This window comes from Roseococcus sp. GW821-FHT12F05 (assembly GCF_058806835.1).
On the sequence record NZ_JBXAQB010000018.1, the window covers coordinates 116,280 to 138,957 of the forward strand.

At 69.2% G+C, this 22,678-nt stretch carries 21 protein-coding genes; 13 read left to right on the forward strand and 8 right to left on the reverse strand.

Annotated features, from left to right (window positions below; genetic code table 11):
- The first annotated feature begins 98 nt into the window (after positions 1-98).
- Positions 99-1,688 (forward strand): ABC transporter substrate-binding protein, encoded by a 1,590-nt coding sequence (locus AC1ROY_RS29905; RefSeq protein ID WP_493152593.1) that lies wholly within the window; start codon positions 99-101, stop codon positions 1,686-1,688.
- A gap of 176 nt (positions 1,689-1,864) precedes the next feature.
- Here AC1ROY_RS29905 and AC1ROY_RS29910 read toward each other — a convergent pair whose 3' ends face one another.
- From AC1ROY_RS29910 to AC1ROY_RS29920, 3 genes are all read right to left on the reverse strand, one after another.
- Positions 1,865-2,716, reverse strand: a complete 852-nt coding sequence (locus tag AC1ROY_RS29910; RefSeq protein WP_493152594.1) for a phytanoyl-CoA dioxygenase family protein — start codon at positions 2,714-2,716, stop codon at positions 1,865-1,867.
- Between the two features lie 122 nt (positions 2,717-2,838).
- A complete protein-coding gene (locus tag AC1ROY_RS29915; RefSeq protein ID WP_493152595.1) occupies positions 2,839-4,608 on the reverse strand; it encodes an ABC transporter transmembrane domain-containing protein in 1,770 nt (589 codons plus the stop codon).
- Positions 4,609-4,690: 82 nt separating this feature from the next.
- Complete coding sequence (locus AC1ROY_RS29920; protein WP_493152596.1) at positions 4,691-5,944, reverse strand: D-amino acid dehydrogenase; 1,254 nt, start codon at positions 5,942-5,944, stop codon at positions 4,691-4,693.
- A 131-nt stretch (positions 5,945-6,075) separates the two neighbouring features.
- Between AC1ROY_RS29920 and AC1ROY_RS29925 the strand changes: the two genes are divergently transcribed.
- From AC1ROY_RS29925 to AC1ROY_RS29935, 3 genes are all read left to right on the forward strand, one after another.
- Positions 6,076-6,522 (forward strand): Lrp/AsnC family transcriptional regulator, encoded by a 447-nt coding sequence (locus AC1ROY_RS29925; RefSeq protein ID WP_493152597.1) that lies wholly within the window; start codon positions 6,076-6,078, stop codon positions 6,520-6,522.
- A gap of 71 nt (positions 6,523-6,593) precedes the next feature.
- Positions 6,594-9,386 (forward strand): phosphoenolpyruvate carboxylase, encoded by a 2,793-nt coding sequence (locus tag AC1ROY_RS29930; RefSeq protein WP_493152598.1) that lies wholly within the window; start codon positions 6,594-6,596, stop codon positions 9,384-9,386.
- 19 nt (positions 9,387-9,405) lie between these two features.
- Positions 9,406-10,269 carry an SMP-30/gluconolactonase/LRE family protein gene (locus tag AC1ROY_RS29935; protein WP_493152599.1) on the forward strand — a complete coding sequence of 288 codons (864 nt, stop codon included), beginning with the start codon at positions 9,406-9,408 and terminating at the stop codon, positions 10,267-10,269.
- 34 nt (positions 10,270-10,303) lie between these two features.
- Here the strand turns inward: AC1ROY_RS29935 and AC1ROY_RS29940 are convergent, their stop codons facing one another.
- From AC1ROY_RS29940 to AC1ROY_RS29950, 3 genes are all read right to left on the reverse strand, one after another.
- The gene (locus tag AC1ROY_RS29940; protein WP_493152600.1) at positions 10,304-11,104 is read right to left on the reverse strand and encodes a GNAT family N-acetyltransferase; all 801 of its coding nucleotides are present in this window, start codon (positions 11,102-11,104) and stop codon (positions 10,304-10,306) included.
- Positions 11,105-11,242: 138 nt separating this feature from the next.
- Positions 11,243-12,034: a substrate-binding domain-containing protein gene (locus AC1ROY_RS29945; protein ID WP_493152601.1), complete on the reverse strand. Its 792-nt coding sequence runs from the start codon at positions 12,032-12,034 to the stop codon at positions 11,243-11,245.
- Positions 12,035-12,185: 151 nt separating this feature from the next.
- A complete protein-coding gene (locus tag AC1ROY_RS29950; protein ID WP_493152602.1) occupies positions 12,186-13,160 on the reverse strand; it encodes a Bug family tripartite tricarboxylate transporter substrate binding protein in 975 nt (324 codons plus the stop codon).
- 99 nt (positions 13,161-13,259) lie between these two features.
- Here AC1ROY_RS29950 and AC1ROY_RS29955 point away from each other — a divergent pair, with 99 nt between their 5' ends.
- Positions 13,260-14,054: an enoyl-CoA hydratase/isomerase family protein gene (locus tag AC1ROY_RS29955; protein ID WP_493152603.1), complete on the forward strand. Its 795-nt coding sequence runs from the start codon at positions 13,260-13,262 to the stop codon at positions 14,052-14,054.
- Here the strand turns inward: AC1ROY_RS29955 and rfaD are convergent.
- A complete protein-coding gene (gene rfaD / locus AC1ROY_RS29960; RefSeq protein WP_493152604.1) occupies positions 14,041-15,006 on the reverse strand; it encodes an ADP-glyceromanno-heptose 6-epimerase in 966 nt (321 codons plus the stop codon). The two genes, AC1ROY_RS29955 and rfaD, sit on opposite strands and share 14 nt — an antisense overlap.
- Before the next feature lie 45 nt (positions 15,007-15,051).
- Here rfaD and AC1ROY_RS29965 point away from each other — a divergent pair, with 45 nt between their 5' ends.
- From AC1ROY_RS29965 to AC1ROY_RS30000, 8 genes are all read left to right on the forward strand, one after another.
- The gene (locus AC1ROY_RS29965) at positions 15,052-15,330 is read left to right on the forward strand and encodes an accessory factor UbiK family protein (protein ID WP_493152605.1); all 279 of its coding nucleotides are present in this window, start codon (positions 15,052-15,054) and stop codon (positions 15,328-15,330) included.
- A 129-nt stretch (positions 15,331-15,459) separates the two neighbouring features.
- Positions 15,460-16,686, forward strand: coding sequence for a molybdopterin-dependent oxidoreductase (locus tag AC1ROY_RS29970; protein WP_493152606.1), 1,227 nt, complete (start codon positions 15,460-15,462; stop codon positions 16,684-16,686).
- An 11-nt stretch (positions 16,687-16,697) separates the two neighbouring features.
- On the forward strand, positions 16,698-17,117 hold the full coding sequence (locus tag AC1ROY_RS29975; protein WP_493152607.1) for a hypothetical protein: 420 nt from the start codon (positions 16,698-16,700) through the stop codon (positions 17,115-17,117).
- 94 nt (positions 17,118-17,211) lie between these two features.
- Positions 17,212-18,198, forward strand: coding sequence for a Bug family tripartite tricarboxylate transporter substrate binding protein (locus AC1ROY_RS29980; RefSeq protein ID WP_493152608.1), 987 nt, complete (start codon positions 17,212-17,214; stop codon positions 18,196-18,198).
- Between the two features lie 189 nt (positions 18,199-18,387).
- The gene (locus AC1ROY_RS29985; protein ID WP_493152609.1) at positions 18,388-19,533 is read left to right on the forward strand and encodes an alpha-hydroxy acid oxidase; all 1,146 of its coding nucleotides are present in this window, start codon (positions 18,388-18,390) and stop codon (positions 19,531-19,533) included.
- A gap of 293 nt (positions 19,534-19,826) precedes the next feature.
- Positions 19,827-20,969 carry an esterase/lipase family protein gene (locus tag AC1ROY_RS29990; RefSeq protein WP_493152610.1) on the forward strand — a complete coding sequence of 381 codons (1,143 nt, stop codon included), beginning with the start codon at positions 19,827-19,829 and terminating at the stop codon, positions 20,967-20,969.
- Between the two features lies 1 nt (position 20,970).
- A complete protein-coding gene (locus AC1ROY_RS29995) occupies positions 20,971-21,183 on the forward strand; it encodes a hypothetical protein (protein WP_493152611.1) in 213 nt (70 codons plus the stop codon).
- 3 nt (positions 21,184-21,186) lie between these two features.
- The gene (locus AC1ROY_RS30000; protein ID WP_493152612.1) at positions 21,187-21,591 is read left to right on the forward strand and encodes a cytidine deaminase; all 405 of its coding nucleotides are present in this window, start codon (positions 21,187-21,189) and stop codon (positions 21,589-21,591) included.
- A 17-nt stretch (positions 21,592-21,608) separates the two neighbouring features.
- Here AC1ROY_RS30000 and AC1ROY_RS30005 read toward each other — a convergent pair whose 3' ends face one another.
- On the reverse strand, positions 21,609-22,586 hold the full coding sequence (locus AC1ROY_RS30005; RefSeq protein ID WP_493152613.1) for a 2-hydroxyacid dehydrogenase: 978 nt from the start codon (positions 22,584-22,586) through the stop codon (positions 21,609-21,611).
- Positions 22,587-22,678: the final 92 nt, after the last annotated feature.

A 22,678-nucleotide genomic window follows, 5' to 3' on the forward strand; every position in this document is an offset into this window, starting at 1 on the left:
CCCACTCAAGACGTTCCGGAATCCCTTGTGAAGACCGAACTGGACATCGGCCCTCGCGCTTCGCCATGTTGCAGCCACTTCATGCAGGGAGAAAAATCATGTGGTTCCCCAACGCCCGGCGCAGCTCGCGCGCGGGGCTGATCGCCATTGCCCTGGCCGCCGCGGCCCCGCTTGCTCCCTTGGCGGCGTCCGCGACGACCTTCACCTGGGCGACGGCCAACGACATCCTCGGGCTCGACCCGCACGCCAACAACCACGGCGTCACCAATGCCATGAAGAGCAACATCTACGAGCCGCTGGTGCGCCGCGAGCCCGACGGCTCGCTGGCGCCCGCGCTGGCCGAACGCTGGGAGATGCCGAGCCCGACCGTCTGGCGCTTCCACCTCCGCCGCAACGTCCGCTTCCACGGCGGCGAGGCCTTCACCGCGGCTGATGTGGTCTACAGCCTCGAGCGCGTCCGGCAGAACGACATGGCCTATACGGTGCAGTCGGTCACCGCCGCCCGCGTGATCGACGACCATACCGTCGAGATCGAGACGCGCGGGCCGAACCCGATCCTGCTGCAGGACCTCACCCTCTTCTTCGTCATGAGCAGGCCCTGGGTCGAGGCGAACAACGCCTTCTCCGTGGCCCGCGCGGGGCAGCCGGGTGCCACCAGCACCTTCGTGCAGCTCAACACCAACGGCACCGGTCCCTTCCGGATGGTGGAGCGGCTGGCGGACGAGCGCACCGTGCTCGTGCCCAATCCGGACTACCGGGAGAACTACAACACGGGCATCACCCGGGCGGTCTTCCGCCCCGTCTCCAGTGCGCCGACGCGCGTAGCGGCGCTGCTCTCGCGCGAGCTGGACCTGATGTACCACGTGCCCCTGCAGGACATTCCGCGCGTGCAGAACGCGCCCGGCATCCGGCTCATGCAGGGCCCGACGGCGCGGACCATCTACCTTGCCATGGACGTGACGCGGCCCGAGCTCATCGACCAGCCCGGCACGCCCAACCCGATGCGCGACGTGCGCGTGCGCCGGGCGATGTACCAGGCGATCGACATGGAGACGATCCGCCGCGTGGTGCTGCGCAACTCCACCACCGCCTCCGGCCTGCCCATCGCGCCGGCGGTGAGCGGCTTCGACGCCGCCTCCAACGAGCGGCTGCCCTTCGACCCCGAAGCTGCTCGCCGGCTGCTGGCCGAGGCGGGGGCGACCAACTTCCGCATCGCGCTCGGCTGCTCCAACAACCGCTACGTGAACGACGAGGCGATCTGCCAGTCCATCGTCGCCATGCTCCAGCGCGTGGGCATCCAGGCGCGGCTCGACGCCGTGCCCTTCGGCCGCTTCCTGCAGCGCGGCGCGAACAAGGAATACCAGTTCTGGATGCTCGGCTGGACGCCCGGCAACTTCGACATCACCAATCCCGGCCGCGAGCTGCTGGGCGAGGGCTCCTTCAACTGGGGCAACTTCTCCGACCCGCAGATGAACACGCTCCTCGAGCAGATCGGCGTGGAGACGGACCAGGCGAAGCGCCAGGAGCTGGCCCGCGCCTACTGGACCCGCTTCCGCGAGCTGCTGCCGATGATCCCGCTGCACCAGGAGCCGCAGATGTTCGGCGTGCGCGACACCGTCGCGGACTTCCAGATGCGGGTGAACGAGGATCTGGAGCTACGGGGCGTCAGGATGCGCGCGGGAAGGTAGGCGCTCGACCTTCCGGGATCGTCGAGCCCACGAAGAATCCGGCCGCCCGGCGGCCGGCGCCGCCCAACCGACAGTGCCGCGGGCGACAGTGCCGCGGGCGCTACAGCCGCGCGGCGAAGGCAAGCGCGCGGGTCAGGGCTGCTTGCCCTGACCGCGCCCGCCGTCTGAGGGCGAGATCAATGCACCAGCTTCATCTCCGGGATCGACTCACTGGCGATCCAGAAGCGGCCGATGCTGTCGGCATGGGTCGCCAGCGCGGCGGCATCGGCCTCGGCCGCCGGGCGCGGCTCCAGGTCGAAATGGTCGTGGCGGTTCTCGCCGCGCACCAGCGTCGCCGAGAGCCGCGTCGGCCCGACATGCTTCACCCGTGCCGGGATGTAGCTGATCCCCAGCCCGATCCGGTCGTGGCTGGAGCGGTTGGGCGCCGAGGCGTGCAGCACCAGCGTGTCGTGCAGCGAGAACTGGCCGGGCTGCAGCGGGATCGGCACCGCCGCGCGCTCCTCGATGTCGACCGTCACGCTCTGCCCGCGCGAGAGCATCATGCGCGGGTCCTTGCGGTCGGCATGCGGCAGCTGCCCGTGCTTGTGCGAGCCCGGCAGGATGGTGACGCAGCCGCTCTGCTCGGTGCTCGGCGTCAGCGCGATCCAGGCGGTGACGTGCTCGTGGGGCGCCAGGCCGAAATAGGTCGCGTCCTGGTGCCAGGGGACGAAGCCCTCGGTGCCCGCCGGCTTCCACCAGAGGGTGGTGTGGAAGACCAGGATGTCCGGCCCGATCACGTCCTCCACCGCGTCCAGGATGGCCGGGTTCCGCACGAGATCGGCGGCCCAGGGGAAGAGCAGGTAGGGCTTCACCCGGGTCGAGGGCTGGCGGATGCCGGTCTCGGAGACCGGGCGCTCCGCCTCGCCGCAGCAGCGCAGCACGTCCTGGTGCCAGGCCTCGGCCTGCTCGGGCGAGCAGGCCCGCAGCGGCGTCACGTAGCCGTCGCGCCAGTACCGCGCGACCGACATCTCATCGAGGATCTTGCCCATGCCACATCTCCGCTGCTGCGGCGCAGCGTGGCGCATGGACCCAGTTGCGGCAACGTCTAGATCCGGGTTCCAAGGGCCTTTCGGCCTTTGGCAGGGGGTGCAGGGGGACGGCGCCCCCCTGCCTACACCTCTCCCGCGAATTGCAGGGCCGCCAGTCGCGCGTACAGCCCGTCCCGCGCAACCAGATCCTCGTGGCGTCCCTGCGCCGTGATGCGCCCGCCTTCCAGCACGATGATCCGGTCCGCGCGGCGCACGGTGGCGAGGCGATGCGCGATGACCAGCGTGGTGCGTCCCTGCGAGAGGTGGGCCAGCGCCTTCTGTACGGCCTGCTCGGATTCCGCGTCGAGCGCGCTGGTGGCTTCGTCGAGCAGCAGCACGGGCGGGTCGCGCAGGATGGCTCGGGCGATGGCGACGCGCTGGCGCTGCCCGCCCGAGAGCATCACGCCGCGCGCGCCAAGCGGGCTGGCATAGCCTTGCGGCAGCGCCGCGATGAAGCCGTGCGCCGCGGCGGCGCGGGCGGCGGCCTCGACCTCGGCGTCGGTGGCGTCGGGGCGGCCGTAGCGGATGTTCTCGGCGGCGCTGGCGCTGAAGATGACGGCCTCCTGCGGCACGAGGCCCATGCGGTGGCGGAGGTCGGCGGGGTCGAGCGTGCGGATGTCCACGCCGTCCATGGTCACGCGGCCGGAGGCGGGATCGTAGAAGCGCAGCAGCAGCTGCAGGACGGTGGTCTTGCCGCCGCCCGAGGGGCCGACGAGGGCGACGGTCTCGCCGGGCTCCACACTGAGGGAGAAGCGGTCGAGCGCGGCCGCGTCCGGGCGGGTGGGATAGTGGAAGGTGACGTCCTCGAAGGCGAAGCGGCCCTGCGGTGGCGTGGGCAGCCGGGCGGGGCTCGGTGGCGCGGTGATGGAGGGCTTCGTCTCGATCACCTCGATGAGTCGGTCGGCCGCGGCGGCGGCGCGCTGGATCTCGCCCCAGAGCTCGCTCATCACGGCGCCGTTGTTGGCCAGCAGCACCGCGTAGAAGACGAAGGCGGAGAGCTCGCCGGCGGACATGCGGCCGCTGATGACGTCATGTCCGCCGATCCAGAGGCTCAGCGTGATGGCGCCGAAGCCGAGCAGCACGACGCTGAGGATCAGCACGGCGCGCGAGGTGACGCGGCGGAGCGAAGCGGCGACGGATTCCTCGACCTGCTCCGAATAGCGCCGGCGCTCGTTGGGCTCGTGCGTGAAGGCCTGGACCACGCGCAACCCGTTCAGCGTCTCCTCGGCGGTGGCGGCGAGGTCGGCCACGCGCTCCTGCGCGGTGCGGGAGAGGCGGCGCTCGCGCCGGCCGAAGAGGACGAGGGGGATCACCACGATGGGCAGGACGACGACGACGATGCCGGCGAGCTTCGGGCTCGTCGTCACCAGCATGGCGAGCGCGCCGATCGCGGTCAGGCCCGCGCGCAGCCCCATGGAGATGGCCGAGCCGATGAGGGCCTGGAGCAGCGCCACGTCGGCCGTCATGCGGCTCAGGATGTCGCCGGTGCGCGCGGTCTCGAAATAGGCGGGCGAGAGGCTCAGCACATGGTCGTAGACGGTGCGGCGGAGGTCGGCGCCGACGCGCTCGCCCAGCCAGGAGACCAGGTAGAAGCGGGTGGAGGAGGTGACGGCCAGCGCCGCCACGATGAGGAACATGAGCAGCGCGGAGCGGTTCAGCCCTGCAGGGCTGGCATCCGAGAAGCCCTCGTCCACCAGCTGTCGCACGCCCTGGCCGATGAGCAGCAGCAGCCCGGCGGCGAGCAGCAGGGCGGCCGCCGCGCCGATCGCGCGCCCGACATAGGGCCTCAGATAGGGAAGGATCAGCCGCAGCGACGCGATGTTGCGGCTGCGGGCGGTGGGGGCATCGGGCATCGGCGCACATTCTGCCATGGTTGGCGCCGCGCTGCACTGCAATGCAGCATGAGGGTGTCCTGCCGGTGGAAGGTGCGGTGCCTCAGGCGTAGCGGGAGACGGCGAGGTCGCCGGTCTCGATCTCGGGCGCGATGCCGGAGACGAGGTCGGCCAGCACGCGGCCCGAGCCGCAGGCCATGGTCCAGCCCAGCGTGCCGTGGCCGGTGTTGAGGAAGAGATTGCGGTACTTCGTCGGCCCGATGATGGGCGTGCCGTCCGGCGTCATGGGGCGGAGGCCGGACCAGAAGCTCGCCCGCGGGATGTCGCCGCCGTCGGGGAAGAGGTCGCCCACCGAGAACTCCAGGGTGTCGCGCCGCGCCTGGCGCAGGTGGATGTCGAAGCCCGAGAGCTCCGCCGTGCCGCCCACGCGGATGCGGTCGCCGAGGCGCGTGATCGCGACCTTGTAGGTCTCGTCCATCACGGTGGAGACCGGCGCGCCCTCGGGGTTGGTGATGGGCACGGTGATGGAGTAGCCCTTCACCGGATAGACCGGGATGGAGATGCCCAGCGGCTTCACCAGCCCCGTGGAGAAGCTGCCGGTCGCGACGACGTAGCGGTCGGCGGTGAGGCGGCCCTGGTCGGTCTCGACGCCCGCGATCCGGTCGCCCTCGGCGAGGATGCCGCGGATGGTCACGCCCTGGCGGAAGGTGACGCCGGCGGCGGCCGCGAGCTTCGCGAGCTCCTGCGTGAAGACATGCGCGTCGCCGGTCTCGTCGCCCGGCAGGCGCAGCCCGCCCAGGTATTTTCCGGGCACGCGGGCGAGGGCGGGCTCGGCCCTCGCGCAATCGGCGGAGTCGAGCAGCTCGTAGGGGACGCCCTCCTTCTCGAGGACCTCCGTATCGGCATGCACATGGTCGAGCTGCTTCTGGGTGCGGAAGAGCTGCAGCGTGCCCTGCATCCGCTGGTCGTACTGGATGCCGGTCTCGGCGCGGAGGTCGCGCAGCATGTCGCGGCTGTACTCGGCGACGCGCACCATGCGGCCCTTGTTGGTGGCGTAGGCGGCCTCGGTGCAGTTGGCGAGCATCCGGACGAGCCAGGACCAGAAGGCGGGGTCGAACTGCGGCCAGACCACCAGCGGGCGATGGCGCATCAGCAGCCACTTGATCGCCTTGATGGGGATACCGGGGCCGGCCCAGGGCGCCGAATAGCCGGGCGAGACCTGGCCGGCATTGGCGAAGCTCGTCTCCATCCCGGGGGCGGGCTGGCGGTCGACGACGATGACCTCATGGCCGGCCTTCGCCAGGTACCAGGCGCTGGTCACGCCGACCACGCCGCTGCCCAGGACGAGGATGCGCATCAAGTCTCTCCGGAAGGGGAACGATCCAGGATAAGGTGGGGCGCAGGCGCATGAGCGTGCGTATCGTGGCGGAATCGGCGAAGTTCGTCCCAATCTTGCAAGATTCTGCAAGAGAATTGCAGGATATGCGAATGAACGCCCTCGACGAGATCGACTTGGCCATGCTCCGCCACCTCCGCGAGGACGCGCGGATCACCAACGCCGCCCTGGCCGAGGCGGTGGGCCTCTCGCCCTCCGCCTGCCTGCGCCGGCTGCGGCTGATGGAGCGCGGCGGCACCATCCGCGGCTACACCGTCGTGCTGGAGGAGCCGGCCGAGCCCGGCCAGGTCACCGTCATCGTGCAGATCACGCTGGACCGGCAGACCGACCAGCATCTCCGGCGCTTCGAGGCCGCGGTGCGCCGCTGCCCCGAGGTGCGGCAGTGCTTCCTCATGACCGGCGTCGCCGACTACCTGCTGCGCGTGGAGGCGCGCGACGCGGCCGATTACGAGCGTATTCACAAGGAGCAGCTGAGCCGCATGCCCGGCGTGGCACGGATACAGTCGAGCTTCGCGATCCGCGCGGTGATCCGCGGCTGACGCGGAACTCTTCCCGATACGTCCGGTCTTTTTCGCTGGAACCGGGACCTTCGCAGGTGCAGCATCATGCCATGCACGACGCGATGCCCCCGCCTTCGCTCCTGGACGACCTGCTGGCCCGGCTGCACGCCGCGCGCCTCGCCTCCGCCCAGGATCCCTTCGGAGATCCGGTGCTGCTGCTGGCGCTGGCCATCAGCCGACGGCTGGACGACGGCTCGCTGGACATGGACGGGCTGGAGGGGCTGGTCCAGGACCTATCGGACGATGCGGCTGCGGGACGGGCGAAGCGTCTCGCCGCCTATCTCGGCCATGTGCCGGGCACGCCGCCGGACGCGGCGCTGGAGGCCGTCGCGGCCCGGCTGGTGCGGCCCGATCCGCTCGACAGCCCGGTGCCTTTCGCGACCTTCCGGTCGTCGGTCGAGCGCACGCGCTTCGCCGCGGTCTTCACTGCGCATCCGACCTTCTCGCTGCCATCAGCGACCGGCGCGAAGCTGGCCGAGGCGGCGACCACCGGCGAGCCGCCGCCGCGTGGCATCCCGCACCGTCCGGCACCGGTGGACCTGCGGGAAGAGTTCACCCAGGCCAATGCCGCCATCCTGCGCGGCCGCGACGCGCTGGACCGGTTGGCCGAGGCGCTGTTCGGCGCCGCGAAATCCGTCTGGCCGGATCGCTGGCACACGGTCATGCCACGTCCGGTCGTGCTGACCTCCTGGGTCGGCTACGACACGGACGGGCGCACCGACATCGGCTGGTGGGACACGCTGAAGCTGCGCCTCGACATGAAGCGCTACCAGCTCGAGCGGCTGTCCGGGCAGCTCGAAGCGCTGGGCGAGGTCGCGGAGCCCATCCGCGCCCGTATCGCCGCCGCGCTGGAGGCCGTCGCAGGCCAGGCCGCAGCGGTTCCCGTCAAGCCCGATCCGGATTCCGTCCAGAAGCTCTCGGGCGAGATGGTCCTGCACCGCGATGCCGCGATGACCGACCTCTCCGCGCTGCTGCCGCTCTTCGACGCGGCGCTGGCCGCGGCGCCGGACGATGCGGCGCGGATGAAGCTGGCTGTCGCGAGGGCGGGCTTCGCCTCGCACGGGCTCTCGCTCGCGCACACGCATTTCCGGCTGAACTCGGCGCAGCTGCACAACGCGCTGCGCCAGCGGCTGGAGATCACCACCTCGCCCGACGACCTCTCCATGCGCCGCGGCCTGCTCGGGCAGATCAACGCGGCGCTGGCGAGCGTCGAGGCCCAGCCGGTGGATTTCGGCGGGCTCTTCGCCGAGCAGGCCTCGGCCGCGAAGCTTGTGATGAGCATCGCGCAGATCGTGAAGCATGTGGACGGCTCCATCCCCATCCGCTTCCTGATCGCCGAGACCGAGACGGGCTACACGCTGCTATCAGCGCTCTGGCTGGCCAAGCATTTCGGCGTGGACCGCCACATCGAGATATCGCCGCTCTTCGAGACCGCGACGGCGTTGGAGCGCGGCGAGCGCGTGCTGGACGAGGCGCTGCGCAGCCCGCATTTCCGCGACTACCTGCGCCAGCACGGCCGCCTCTGCCTGCAGTTCGGCTATTCGGACAGCGGCCGCTACGTCGGCCAGCTCGCCGCCTCCTACCTGGTGGAGCGCCTCAAGCTCCGCCTTGCGGAGCTGCTGAAGAAGCACGGCATGTCGGACGTCGAGCTCGTGCTCTTCGACACGCATGGCGAGAGCATCGGCCGCGGCGCGCATCCCAAGAGCCTCGCCGACCGGCTCGACTACCTCTTCCCGCCGCAGGCCCGCTACAACCTCGCCAAGGCCGGCTTCGCGGTGCGCGAGGAATCCAGCTTCCAGGGCGGCGACGGCTACATGCTCTTCGGCACGGAGGCGCTGGCGCAATCCACCATCGCCCGCATCGCCGAGCATGCCTTCCACCGTCCCCGCGACACCGAGGACCCCATCTACGCCGAGGCCGATTACGGCGCCGATTTCTTCGCGACCGTCCGGCGCGAGTTCGGCCAGCTGGTCGAGGATCCCGGCTATGCCGCGCTGCTCGGCGGCTTCGGCCCGGGCCTCCTGGAGAAGACGGGCTCGCGCCCCTCGGCGCGGCAGTCGGACATGGGCGGGCCGGTGCGCATCACCCATCCCTCGCAGCTCCGCGCCATTCCGAACAACGCGATCCTGCATCAGGTGGGGTGGTTGGCGAACTCGCTGCACGGGCTGGGCCGCGCGGCGGCGGCGAATCCCGAGCTCTTCGCGGAGCTGCGGGAAAAATCTCCGCGCTTCGCCCGCGCCCTGGCCATGGCGGTCCGTGGCGCCGAGTGCTCGGACATCGGCGTGGTGCGCGCGGTGATCGGCACGCTCGATCCCGGGACATGGCTCGACCGTGCCGCCGCCACCGCCCGGCCCGGCCGGCAGGAGCAGCTTCTGGCCGTGGCCGCGCCGCTGGACGCAGTCGGTCTTCAGGCGCCGCTCTGGCGGATGTTCCGGCGGCTGCAGGCCGACCACCTCGCGCTCCGCGCCGCCTGGCCGGAGCTGCCGACCATGCCGGAGCGGCTGGTGCTGCTGCACGCGCTGCGGCTCTCGCTGATCCACCGGCTCTGGCTGCTGGCGGTCTCGGTCCCCGAGTTCAGCCCGCGCCACGGGGCGACGCGGGATTCCGTCATCCGGCGCATCTTCGCGCTCGACGTCGAATCCTCGCTGGACCTGCTTGGGGAGATCTTCCCGGCCGCGCCCGACCCCGTGACGGGCCTCGACTTCCACGAGCCCGCGGGCCGCGACAGCCGCACCAGCTACGCCCGCGAGCATGCCGAGATCTTCGAGCCCATGCGCCGGCTCTTCGCCCTGGTGCGGGGCTGCTCGGCGGCGGTCAGCGAGGAGGTGGGCGCCTTCGGCTGACCGCGCTAGGCTCGGGTTCATGGAAACGCCAACGACCCTTTTCGCCGAGATGCCCGCCGCGCTGCGGCGCCCTGAGGTCACGGATTGGTCCCGCGCCAACAAGCGCGGCGATCCCGTGGACTGCTTCCTGGAAGGCCCGTGCTTCGACGCTCAGGGCCGGCTCCACGTCACGGACATCCCGCACGGACGCATCTTCCGGCTCGACGCGCCCGGCGAGTGGACCCTGGTCGCCGAGTACGACGGCGAGCCCAATGGCCTCGCGCTGCACCCCGACGGCCGGCGCATGTTCATCGCCGACTACAAGCAGGGCATCCTCGCGCTGGACCTCGCCACCGGCGCCGTCACGCCGGCGCTGGCCCGCCGCAACAGCGAGCGCTTCAAGGGGCCGAACGACCTCGTCTTCGCCCGCAATGGCGACCTCTACTTCACCGACCAGGGCCAGACCGGCCTGCAGGACCCGACCGGCCGCGTCTATCGCTGGCGCAGCGACGGCCGGCTGGACATGCTGATCTCCAACGGCCCGAGCCCCAACGGCCTGGCGCTCTCGGCCGATGAGGAGGTGCTCTTCGTCGCCATGACGCGCGACAATTCCGTCTGGCGCGTGCCGCTGCTGCCCGACAGCAGCACCGCCAAGGTCGGCCGCTTTGCGAGTTTTTCGGGCACCAGCGGGCCGGACGGGATGGCCGTGGATGGCGAGGGGCGCCTCATGGTCTGCCATGCCTCGCTCCGCTGCGTCTTCGTGCTCAGCCACCAGGGCGAGGTGGTGGCGCGGCTGCGCGCCTGCCGCGGCACGACGGTGACCAACATCGCGCTGCGCGATGGCAAGGCCTTCATCACGGAATCCTCGACGGGCGCGGTGATGGTGGCGGATTGGCCGGGCTGACGCGCGGGCTTCCCCGTCCCGCCATCCGGACGGCCTAGCTCTTGAGCGCGTACAGGCCGATCCGCCCGACCTTCTGGTAGCCGATCCGCGCATAGACCGGAGCGCCCGCCTCGGTCGCATGAAGAACGGTGCGGGTCAGCCCGGTCGCCCGGCCGCCCTCGAAGAGGGCCTTGCGCAGCGTCGCCTCGCCATATCCCTTGCGCTGCTCCTCCGGCGCGGTCGCGACGAGGATGGCGAACAGGCTATCGCCGCTCGCCCTCACGGCCGCGGCCGAGACCGGCCGCCCGTTCGCCAGGCCGAGATAGGCATGGATGCCCGTCTTCCACAGCGCCGATCCCCCGAGGCCGGCGCGGCCGGCCTCGAGCGGCATGCCATAGGCCCGGGAGTTGAGATCGGCATAGGCCGTCAACTGCTCCTCGGTGGTGACGCGGACGAAGTCGAGCGCCGGATGATGCGGCTCGTCGACCGGCAGGATATCGCCGGCCATGCCATAGGCCGTGAGCGACAGGGCAAAGCCCGCCCTGTCGGCGATCTCGGGCAGCTGCGCGCGGCATGGGGGATCGAGCAGATCCTCGAACAGCCATACGAGACCCGTCTCGCGCTTGCCGCGCATGTAGGCGGCGGTCTCGGACAGGGACTTCTCCAGCGAGCGGTCGTCGCAGCCCTGTTCGGTGAGGGTCACGCAGTTCCAGAAGGGGAACCTGCTGTCCGCCCAGCGAATGGCGATCCCTGGCCTGTCCTCGATGTCGCCGGTGCCGCGATCCCGAACGACGGCTTCCCAATTGTCGGCGAGCTGCCGTACCGACTCGACGACCGGATTGAACGAGCTGTGCATCCCAGGCTCCAGGTTGTGATCCCGTATCCTGAGGCCAATTTCGTTTCGTTCTGTTTACAGGGATGGCCGGATGTGTTGCATCGGACATGTTCCGACCATCCGGCGCCGCGGGCGGCGACGCCCCCGCGCTCAAGGCACCTAATTGGTCGCCGCGGCCGGCTGGCTCACCGGGTCCAGCCCCGTCCGCCGGATCACCTCATGCGCCGCCGAGGAGGCGAAGAACCGGATCAGCGCATGCGCCGATTGCGGCTGCTCCGAGCGCGTCGCGATGCCGGCCGAGAAGGTCGTCACGCGCTGGATGGGGGCGGGCAGGGGGCCGACGATCTCGATGCCGGGGATGGGCAGCAGCTCGCTCACCTGCTGGAAGCCGATCTCCAGCTCGCCGCGCGCCACCACGGCACCCACGCGCTCGCTGAGGATGCGGCGGGTCTTCGGCAGCACCTGGTCGGCGATGCCGAGGCGCTGCAGCAGCTCGGTCGAGAAGTAGACGCCGCTGGCGCTGGCGGAGTAGCCGATGCTCTGCGCCTTCAGCATGGCCTCGCGGAATTCCTCCACCGTGCCGATGCGCGGATGCGGCGCGCCGGCGCGCACGGCCATGGCTATGCGGGATTCCACGAGGTCCACCTCACTGCCGGCGCGGACCTGGCCGGCGCGCACCAGCGCGTCGAGCGCATCGCGGGCGAGGATCACGACGTCGGCCGGCTCGCCGCGGGCGAGGCGCTGCGGGATGGCGTCGGGGGCGTTGCCCATCGAGGCGCCGTAGGCGGATTCGAGCTTGTGGCCGGTGACGGATTCGAAGGTCGGGCCGAGGATGCGGTAGGGCGCGGTGAAGGCGCCGGAGGTCATGACGTGAAGCGTCGTGCCGGCGGCGTGGAGGTAGCGCGGCGCGGCCAGGAGGCCGGCGGCGAGCAGGAATTGGCGGCGAAGCATGGTCTTCCCTCCGTTGTTATCTTGAGGGGGCTTTGCCCCCTCAAACTCCCCCAGCAGGAAACTCAGTTTCCTGCACCTTCGATCAGTTTCAGGGTCCAGGGCCAAAAGCCCTGGCGGGGAGAGTTTGAGAGGGGCAGAGCCCCTCTCAATCCTACCCTTCAATGCGGATATTGGCCCGCCGGATCGCATCCCGGAAGGCCGCACGCTGCCGGCTGACATACTGCGCCATCGCCGCCGCCCCATGGTGCTGCGGCTCCAGCCCCGAATTGGCCATGCGCTCGCGCACCTCCCGCTCCCGCATGCCTCGGCCGATCTCCGCGTCGATCCGCTCGACCACCGCCGCCGGCATGCCGGCCGGGCCCATCAGCCCGATCCAGGCGCCGGCGTCGAACTGCTCGCAGCCCGGCAGGCGCGCCAGCGGCGGCACCTCCGGCGCCAGCTCCGAGCCGTCCTTCAGCGAGATGCCGAGCGCGCGGAGCTGTCCACTGCGGATCAGCGGGCCGGTCCCCGCCAGCGTCTCCACCGAGAAGTCCACATGGCCGCCGGCCACCGCCGTCAGCGCCGGGCCGCTGCCCGCGAAGGGCACATGGACCACGTCGAGTCCCGCGAGCGCATGGAACCAGGCGGCGATGACATGCGCCGTCGCGCCGGTGCCCGACGAGGAGAAGCTGTACTTGCCGGGATTGGCGCGGACCAGCGCCACGAACTCCGCCGCGTTCTGGGCCGGAAAGTTCGGCGGCACGACCAGCAGGTAGGAGGAGAGGCCGGTGATGCCGAGCCAGGTGAAGTCCTTCTCGGAGTCGTAAGGCGTGCGCTGCACCAGCGGCGAGGTCACGATCGGGCCGGTGGAGCCGGCGAGCAGGGTGTAGCCGTCGGGCGGGGCCTTGGCGACGAGGTCGGTGCCGATCATGCCGCCGGCGCCGGCGCGGTTCTCGGCGACGAAGGCCTGGCCCATGGTCTCGGAGAGGCGCTGCATGACGATGCGCGCGGCGAGATCGGTCGCCTGGCCTGGCGGCCAGGGAATCACCACGCGGACCGGGCGCTGCGGATAGGCCGCAGTCTGGGCGAGGGCGGGCCCGGCCGCGAGGACGAAGGGGGCGGCCAGAAGGCCACGGCGTTGGAACATGTTTCTCTCCGGCGGCCAGGATTGTGACCCTCGGCCTTGCAGGAGAGATTGCGGGATCGCCGGGCATTCGCCAACCGGCAAAGTTTCAGAGGACCCGCCATGCTCCCGAGCTTCGAGACCATCGCCCTGGAAACCCCCGCGCCGCATGTTCTGGTGGCCCGGCTCAACCGGCCCGAGGTCGCGAATGCGCTGAACACCCAGATGGCGCGCGACCTGCTGGCGCTGTGGACGGGGCTGACGGCTGAGCCGGGCGACATCCGCTGCGTGGTCTTCACCGCCACGGGCGGCCGCGCCTTCTGCGCCGGCGGCGACCTCAAGGAGCGCAATGGCATGACCGACGCGCAGTGGGTCGCCCAGCACGAGATCTTCGAGCGCGCCTTTCTGGCCCTGCTGGACTGTCCGATCCCGGTGATCGCGGCCGTGAACGGGCATGCGTATGCCGGCGGGCTGGAGATGGTGCTCTCCTCGGACTTTGCCTATGCGGCCGAGGAGGTGCGCTTCGCGCTGACCGAGGTGACGATCGGCATCATGCCCGGCGCAGGCGGGACGCAGACCCTGCCGCGGATCGTGGGCGAGCGGCGTGCGAAGGAGATTATCCTGACCGGCACGCCCTTCACCGCGCAGCAGGCGCTGGACTGGGGTATCGTCAACGCGCTGTATCCGGCAGGGGAGCTGCTGCCGGCGGCGCTGGCGACGGCGGAGCGCATCGCCGGCAATGCGCCGATCTCGGTGCGGCAGGCCAAGCGCAGCATCCATTACGGGCTGCAGATGGACCTGCGCAGCGGGCTGCGCTTCGAGATCGAGGCCTACAACCGGATGGTGCCGACCGAGGACCGCATCGAGGGCATCCGCAGCTTCAACGAGAAGCGGAAGCCCGTCTTTAAAGGCCGTTAGCCCCTAGCCAGGCCACGTAGTCCGCCACGCCCTGCTCCAGCGGCGTCGGCGGATAGGGGTAGCCGGCCTGCCGCAGCTTCGCCATCGGCGCCTCGGTGAAGTACTGGTACTTGCCGCGCAGATCCTCGGGCATGGGCATGAATTCAATGCGCTCGGGCAGGCCCAGCGCGGCGAAGACCGCCCTGGTCAGGTCGAGGAAGCTGCGCGCCTGGCCGCTGCCGCAGTTGAACAGGCCGGAGGTGCCGGGATGGTCCAGCAGCCAGAGCATCACGCGCACGCAGTCGCTTACATTCACGAAGTCGCGCGACTGCATGCCGTCGGCGATGCCGTCGCGGTCCGAGGCGAAGAGGCGGGCCGGCTGGCCCGTCAGGATCTCGCGGTACTTGTGCAGGGCGACGCTGGCCATGCGGCCCTTGTGGCCCTCGCGCGGGCCGTAGACGTTGAAGAACTTCAGCCCCGCCCATTGTGGCGGACGCGGCCGTCCCAGCTGGATCATCTGCGCGACCCGCCGGTCGAAGAGGTGCTTGGACCAGCCGTAGAGGTTCAGCGGCTTCAGCCGGGCGAGGCCCTCCGGCGTCTCCTCGTCCTCGAAGCCCTCGTCACCGTTGCCGTAGGTCGCCGCCGAGGAGGCGTAGAGGAAGGGCACGCCGTGATCCGTGCACCAGTCCCACAGCTTCAGCGAGAGGGTGAAGTTCGTGTCGGCCACGAGGTCGCCGTCGCGGACCGTGGTGGCGCTGATGGCGCCGAGATGCACGATCGCCGCCGGCCGCATCGCCAGCGCCGCCTCCACCGCGGCGGGCGGCAGCAGCCCGGCCAGCACCGCCTCGGAGAGGTTGCGCCACTTGTCCTCGTTGCCGAGCTCGTCCAGCACCACCACCTCCTCGCCACGGGCGGTGAGAGCTGCGACAAGGTTCGAGCCGATGAAGCCGGCGCCGCCGGTGACGAGGATCATGCCCGCCGGTTATATCGGCCTGGGCCGGGCAGCAAGGAGCTACGGATGTTCAAGGATGGCAGGCAGCGGCTGGATGACCTCGCGGGGATGGCCGGCGGGGCCTTTTCCCTGCTGAGCGGGCTGCGCGCGGAGATGGAGGCCATGGCCAAGGCCCAGGTGGAGGCCGTGGTCCGCAAGCTGGAGCTCGCCCGCGCCGAGGACCTGGAAGCGGCCATGGAGGTCGCCCGCCGGGCGCGGGCGCATGCGGACGCGCTGGAGATCCGGGTCGCGGCCCTGGAGGCCGAGCTCGCGGCGCTCAAAGGCGCGGAGGCCGCCGCGGACTGAGATCTGCCCAGCGAGCGGGGCTTCGCCCCCTCGCGCTCCCCCACCAGGGCCTTTGAGCCCCTGGACCCCGGCACAGACAGCCGGGCCTGGCCGTGCGACGATGTCGAACGCCGATCTGAGGGATGCGGAATGTCCACGAGAATGCCTTCGATTGCCCCGCGCCGGTCCCTCTTGGGAGGCGGGGCGGCGCTCCTCGCCGCTCTGACGGCGCCACCGGCCCTGAGCGACGAAGTGGATCTGCGCCTGCCCGATGGCAACGGCGTCCGCGCGCTCACGGACACCTTTCCATCCAAGGGTCGGATGATCGTCCAGCGCACCCGCCCGCCGCTCCTGGAAACGCCATTCGAGGTGTTCGACGAAGGGGTCTTCACGCCGAACGATCGCTTCTTCGTGCGCTGGCACTGGGCCGTCATTCCGACCGAAGTGGACGTCGACCGCTTCCGTCTGACCGTGCGGGGGAACGTCGACGGGCCGCGCAGCCTCACGCTGCGTGACGTCTTCAACATGCCGAAGGTCGAGATGGCCGCGGTCAACCAGTGCTCGGGGAATTCCCGAGGGCTGTTCCAGCCTCGGGTGCCGGGCGCGCAGTGGAGCAACGGCGCCATGGGCAACGCGAAATGGGGTGGGGTGCGGCTTCGCGACCTCCTGGATCGCTGCGGCGTGAAGGCCGGCACGACGGCCGTGCGCTTCGGCGCCCTGGACCAGCCCGTGGTGGAGGGCGCGCCGGATTTCATGAAATCGCTTGCGATCGACCATGCCCGCGACGGTGAGGTGATGATCGCCTACCAGATGAACGGGGAACAGCTCCCGCTGCTGAATGGTTTCCCGCTGCGGCTGATCGTGCCCGGCTGGTTCTCGACCTATTGGGTGAAGGCGGTGAACGACATCGAGGTGCTGACGGCGCCCGACGAAACCTACTGGATGAAATCCGCCTACCGCGTCCCGGATACGCCTTTCGCCAATGTCCGCCCGGGTCAGACGGGCTTCGCCACGGTGCCCATCAGCCGGATGGGGCCGCGTTCCTTCTTCACCAATGCCCAGGACGGGGCCCGGGTCCAGGCGGGTTCGCCCGTGTCGCTCCGGGGCATCGCATTCGGCGGCACCAGCGGCGTGAAGGCGGTCGACATCTCCGCGGACGATGGGGCCAGCTGGCGTCCCGCGGCCCTCGGAGCGGATGAGGGCAGATACGGGTTCCGGCGCTGGTCTGCGGAATTCCCGCCCGCCGGGGCGGGCGCAGCCAGGTTCCGAATCAGATGCACCAATGACGAGGGAATCGCTCAGCCCCTGGAGGCCAACTGGAATGGGGGCGGCTTCATGCGCAACGTGGCCGAGACCCTGTCTCTGCAGGTCGGCTGAGGATCGCCGTCATGAAGATCACCATGCTGAGCTTGGCGTATGGCGCGGTCGCGGGCGCGGCGCTGTTGCTCTTTGCCCACGGCAAGCCCTCCTACACGCTGCCACCGCCGCCGCCGCCCACCACCGAGGCCCTCCGCTTCGCCGCGATGATGAGCGCGCCCTTGCCCTTCCGGAACGCTTCCATCGAGCTGCCCGCGGACGCTCGCAGCTTTCCCGACGGGCCCGGCGCGGATCTGGCCAACAGCAACTGCCTCGCCTGCCATTCCAGCGGCATGGTGCTGAACCAGCCGCGCCTCTCGGCGGCGACGTGGAGGGAGGAGATCGAGAAGATGCGCCACATCTTCCTCGCGCCGGTGGCGGAGGCGGAGGTGGCGGGGATCGCGGCCTACCTCACATGGTTGCAGGAGCGGCAGACGACCGCCACGCGGTGAGCCCTCGATCGGGGCTGTCCATCGATTAACCTCCGTGCAACAAATTCGTCTGGGCGCCAAATCATGCGGTCGTGAACAGACCCAGGAGTTCCAGATGCAAGGCCGGTTCCTTCTCGCCGTGATCGCCTGCCTGGCGGCGGCCCCCGCCGTCCAGGCCCAGACGCAGCCCTCCATGACCAATGGACGGCCGATCACCCTGCTGGGCGGCTTCCCGGCCGGCACCCAGGCCGACATCTACTGGCGGCTCATCCAGCAGCCGCTCTCGGCCGAGCTCGGCTCGCCGACGGTGGTGGAGGCGCGCACCGGCGCTTCGGGCAACATCGCCATGGAGGCGACGGCCCGCTCGGCGCCAGATGGCACCATGGTCCTTGCCGCGACCTCGGCCATGATGGCGATCAACCCCGCCGTGCTCTCCTCGATGCCGATCGACACCCAGCGCGACCTCGCGCCGGTCATGACGCTCTTCGAGGTGCCGAACGTGCTGGTGGTCAGCAGGGAGAAGCGGCCGCAATTCGACAGCTGTCAGGCCCTGATCTCCGCCGCGCGCGCCGCGCCCGGCCGGTTGAACTACGCCAGCAGCGGCATCGGCGCCTCCACGCATCTGGCGGCGGCGCAGTTCGCGACGGCGGCGAACATCGACATGGTGCACGTGCCCTATCGCGGCGGCCCCTTCGCCATGACGGCGCTCTACCAGGGCGACGCGGACCTGTTCTTCTACCAGTCCGGCCCGGTGCTGGACGACTGGCGCACGGGCCGGGTCCGCCTGCTCGGCATCACCTCGGCGCAGCGCATGCCGACCCTGCCGGAGATCCCCACCATCGCCGAGGCCTGCGGCATGCCGGGCTTCGTGAGCACGACCTGGTACGGGATCGTGGTGGCGCCGGCGACGCCGCGCCCCATCATCGACCGGCTCCACGCGGCCATCCGCAAGGTGACCGACACGCCGGAGATGCGGACGCGGCTGGAGGGGATGGGCTTCACGATGATGTTCGGCGGCCCCGAGGACATGCGGGCGCGCCTTGCCGCCGACATCCCGATGTGGGCGGGCGTGGTCCAGCGGTCGGGCGCGCGGCAGCAGTAGGAATAAAGCGGAGGGCTCGGGCCCTCCGCCTTTTCTGCACGCTTTCCTGCACGGCGCCGCCTTGGCGGTATCGGGTGTGGCGGTCTTCACATCCGCGCCATAAGTCGCGAACCTCCCGGCGGCCGCGAGCCACTGAACTTTTGGCCCGGCCCTGTTGCTGCCCCGGGCGGATTCCTGCAGGGGATGTCGATGAACCTTCTCGACTGCCACAATTTCCACGACTTCCGGCGCTTGGCCCGGAGCCGTCTGCCGCGGCCCATCTTCGACTATATCGACGGCGCCGCCGACGACGAGGTCACCAAGCGCCGCAACACCGAGGCTTTCGATTCCTGCGACCTGCTGCCGAGCATCCTGCGCGGCGTCGGCGACATCGACATGTCCGTCACGGTCATGGGCCAGAAGCTCGCGATGCCCATCTACTGCTCGCCCACCGCGCTGCAGCGCCTGTTCCACCATGAGGGGGAGCGCGCGGTGGCCCGGGCGGCCACGAAGTACGGCACCATGTTCGGCGTCTCCTCCCTCGGCACCGTCAGCATCGAGGAGGCGCGTGCCATCGGCACGGGGCCGCAGGCTTATCAGTTCTATTTCCACAGGGATCGCGGCCTGAACCGGGAGATGATGGCCCGCGCCAAGCAGGCGGGCATCCAGGTGATGATGCTGACGGTGGACAGCATCACCGGCGGCAACCGCGAGCGCGACAAGCGCACCGGCTTCGTCATCCCCTTCAAGCTGAACCTGCGCGGCATGGCCTATTTCGCCATGCGGCCGCGCTGGGGCATCGACTATCTCCGGCACGAGAGGTTCCGCCTGCCGCAGCTCGACAGCCATGTCGACATGAGCGGCGGCGCGATGTCGATCGGCCGCTACTTCACGGAGATGCTGGACCCCGGCATGACCTGGGACGACGTGGCCGAGATGGTGCGCGACTGGGACGGGCAGTTCGCGCTGAAGGGCGTGATGACGGCGGAGGACGCCCAGCGCGCGGCCGAGATCGGCTGCACCGGCGTCATCCTGTCCAACCATGGCGGGCGGCAGCTGGACGGCTCGCGCGCGGGCTTCGACCAGCTCGCCGAGGTCGTCGACGCCGTGGGCGACCGCATCGACGTGGTGATGGATGGCGGGGTTCAGCGAGGCACCCATGTGCTCAAGGCCCTGTCGCTAGGCGCCAAGGCCGTGGGCGTCGGGCGCTACTACCTCTTCCCATTGGCGGCTGCCGGCCAGGAGGGCGTGGAGCGCGCGCTGGAGCTCATGCGCATCGAGATCGAGCGCGACATGAAGCTGATGGGCGCGCGCAGCGTGGCCGAGCTGTCGCGGGGCAATCTCAGGTTCCGCTGACCTGAGTCGTCGCCCGGCTCCGCTCTGGGCAGGCATATGTTCGTCCGGCACGGGATGGACCTGCGAGCGCCTGGAAGCAACCGGAATTCGACGACCGCGAGGCGCTGAACGCGGTGCCATACGGCGGCGGAAATCCCGCGCGAATGTTCAACCGGTCACCGAGAAAAAGCATGCCTTGCAACCTTTGATACTCGTAAATATGATCCAATAGTTATCACGATGAATGGATATTCGTATGAATGCCCCATTCTCTTGTTTTTGATTGACGGATTATGACAGGCGACGATAGGCAGTTGAAGATCGTTGTGACGATCCATGGGATACGTACTCATGGCGCTTGGCAGAAGCAGATCACGCCCTATCTCGCCAAGCATCGCCTAATCACTTACCATATCGACTATGGCTTCTTCCCGGCTCTTGCCTTTCTGATTCCATTTACGCGAAATCGGCGCGTCGAGAAGGTCAGGAAAGAAATTCGACGTCTAGTGGAACTGACGGGCGCTTCACGAATAAGTGTCATCGCTCACAGCTTCGGCACCTATCTAGCCATGGAGGTTCTTCGTGCCGAAAACGCCATGCTCAAATTCGATCGGCTCGTACTGACCGGCAGCATACTGAAACGGGACTTCGATTGGAAAGATCTCCTGGAGAGCAGGTCGCTTATTATGGCCGTGCGCAATGAGCGAGCAAGTCGGGATTGGGTCGTGAGCGCCGCTCGATTTGCATCGCGTCGCCTTCGCTGGATCACCCGACTACAGGCCGGCGATTCGGGTCGGCATGGATTTGACGAAACGCATGGCGCTCTATTGGACTATCAGACGATGGGGGGACATAGCGAGGTCCACAACGAGCTGAAGTTCGAGGAGTGGGCGAAGTTCATCGCCTATCCCCTCCTGCCGCGGGACATCCTCGACAGGATCACTCCGGAAATCGGGGCTTTGCAGCAGGAGGTGTCCCGGGCATTCGGCGGGGCGGCGGATTTCATCCGGGTCAGTCTTTTCGCGCCGGTCGCGGGCGCACTGCGGATCATTCCGGGGGCCACCATCAACATGAAATACGCCCCGGAACTGGATTTGCGGATCACACCCGGACACGGCGCGACCGGCACCGCTTTCGTGACCGGAAACATGTCCTTCATCATCAAGGGCGCGCAGGGATGGGACGGCAACCTGCTGCCGGGCTCCGAGCTCGACAAGCTGCATCCGGGCCTCAAATGGGTGCTGGCTTTTCCCATCGGCAATCGTTATCGCGGCGGCAGTTTGGCCGTGATATCCATCGACGGTCTGGAAACCCTGCCCCCGGGGCTTCAGGGCGACCGCAATTCCGACGAGTTCAAGGGAGCACTTCTGCTCTGCTACTCTTTCATCGACGCGCGCATCAAACCATATCTAGACGCCGCGTTTTGCGGGGGAAGTCCCCCGAGCCTGGAGGTATGACATGAAGATCGAAACCGTTCCGGCGACACCGATCCCGTCTTCGCGGGCCTCGAGCAACGGTGTGTTCGAGATTAGGATCACCGGTCCCATGGATTCATCGAACACGACGCTGCAGGCTGCCCGGCATATCGCGGTCAGCTCGGAATCCACGCAGATGCTCGCCTCTCTGGATAGATGGGTCGTGAAAGGCGAGAGCACAGTCAGAGAAGACTAGGCGTTGGATCCGACCCTGGCGGAGCTCATCGGTCGTGCGCGACAAGCGCTGCCCTTCGCCTACGCCCGCTATTCGCGCTTTCCCGTCGCCGCGGCCGTCATGGACGAGCGCGGCCGCATCTTTCAGGGCGTGAATATCGAGAATGCCTCCTTCGGCCTCACGATATGCGCAGAGCGCGCGGCCATATTCGCCGCGATCTCCCAGGGCGCCCGCCGTATCCAGGCCATCGCGATCACGGCCGAGAAGGCCGCGGCGCTGGCGCCTTGCGGCGCTTGTCGGCAGGTGATGCTCGAATTCTGCGACCCCGACTCGAAGGTTTTATTGGACGCGAGGGCGGCGCCCCCCGTCGAGCGAACCGTCGGGGAACTTATGCCCTACGCGTTTACCTCGGAGCAGCTTTCGAACTGACGCTTCCCGCTCCCGCCTCACTTCACCGCGTGCGGCGGCTCCTTGCCCTCGACCAGGAAGGTGATGAGGTTGTCCAGCGCCCGATGCCCCATGGCGTCGCGCACCTCGATGGTGGCGCTCCCCAGATGCGGCAGCAGCGCCACGTTCTCCAGCTTCATGTAGCCGGGGTTCACCACGGGCTCGCCGTCATAGACGTCGAGGCCGGCGGCGCGGATATGGCCGGAGGAGAGGGCGGCGATCAGCGCCTCGTCGTCCACGCTGCCGCCGCGGCCGGAGTTCACGACGAGGCTGCCCTTCTTCATCTTGGCCAGACGCTCGGCGTTCAGCCACTTGCGGGTCGCGTCGCCACCGGGGACGTGCATGGAGATCACGTCGATCTCGGCGAGGAACTTGTCGTCATTGTCGTGGTATACAGCGCCCTTCTCCAGCTCTGGCGGCAGCTTGTTCACGTCGCGGTAGTGGATCTCCATCTTGAAGCCGCGCGCCATGTCCGCCAGCTCGCGCCCGATGCGGCCGAAGCCGAGCACGCCCAGCTTCTTCTTCTCCAGCGTCACGCCCATGAGCTGCGTCGGCGCCCAGCCCTCCCACTTGCCCGCGCGGACCATGCGCTCGCCCTCGCCGGCACGGCGCGCGGCCATGAGCATGAGGGTCATCGCCGTCTCCGCCGTGGCGAAGCTCAGCACGTCCGGCGTGTTGGTGATGGTGATGCCGCGCGCCTTTGCGGCCTTCACGTCGACATGGTCGTAGCCGACGCTGAAGGTGGTGATGACCTTCACCGAGGCGGGGAGGGCGGCGATGGTCTCGGCGTTCATGGGGTCGCCCGCCGCGATGAGCACGCCGTCGGCCTTGGCCTCGGTCGCGCGTCGGGCGATCTCGGCGCCGCTGCGGAACCAGGGGTCGTCATTGGGGTTCAGCCGGGCGTCGAAATTCGCGGCCGCCTTCGCCTCGATGGCTTCGGGGAGCTTGCGGGTGATGAGCAGCACGGGCTTGGGCATGGCGATTTCCTGGTCGTTTCCAATCTCGCACGCAACATAACGGCCATGGGCCGGCTTGCCAGAGGGGGCCTCTCGCGGCACGGTCCCCGCCG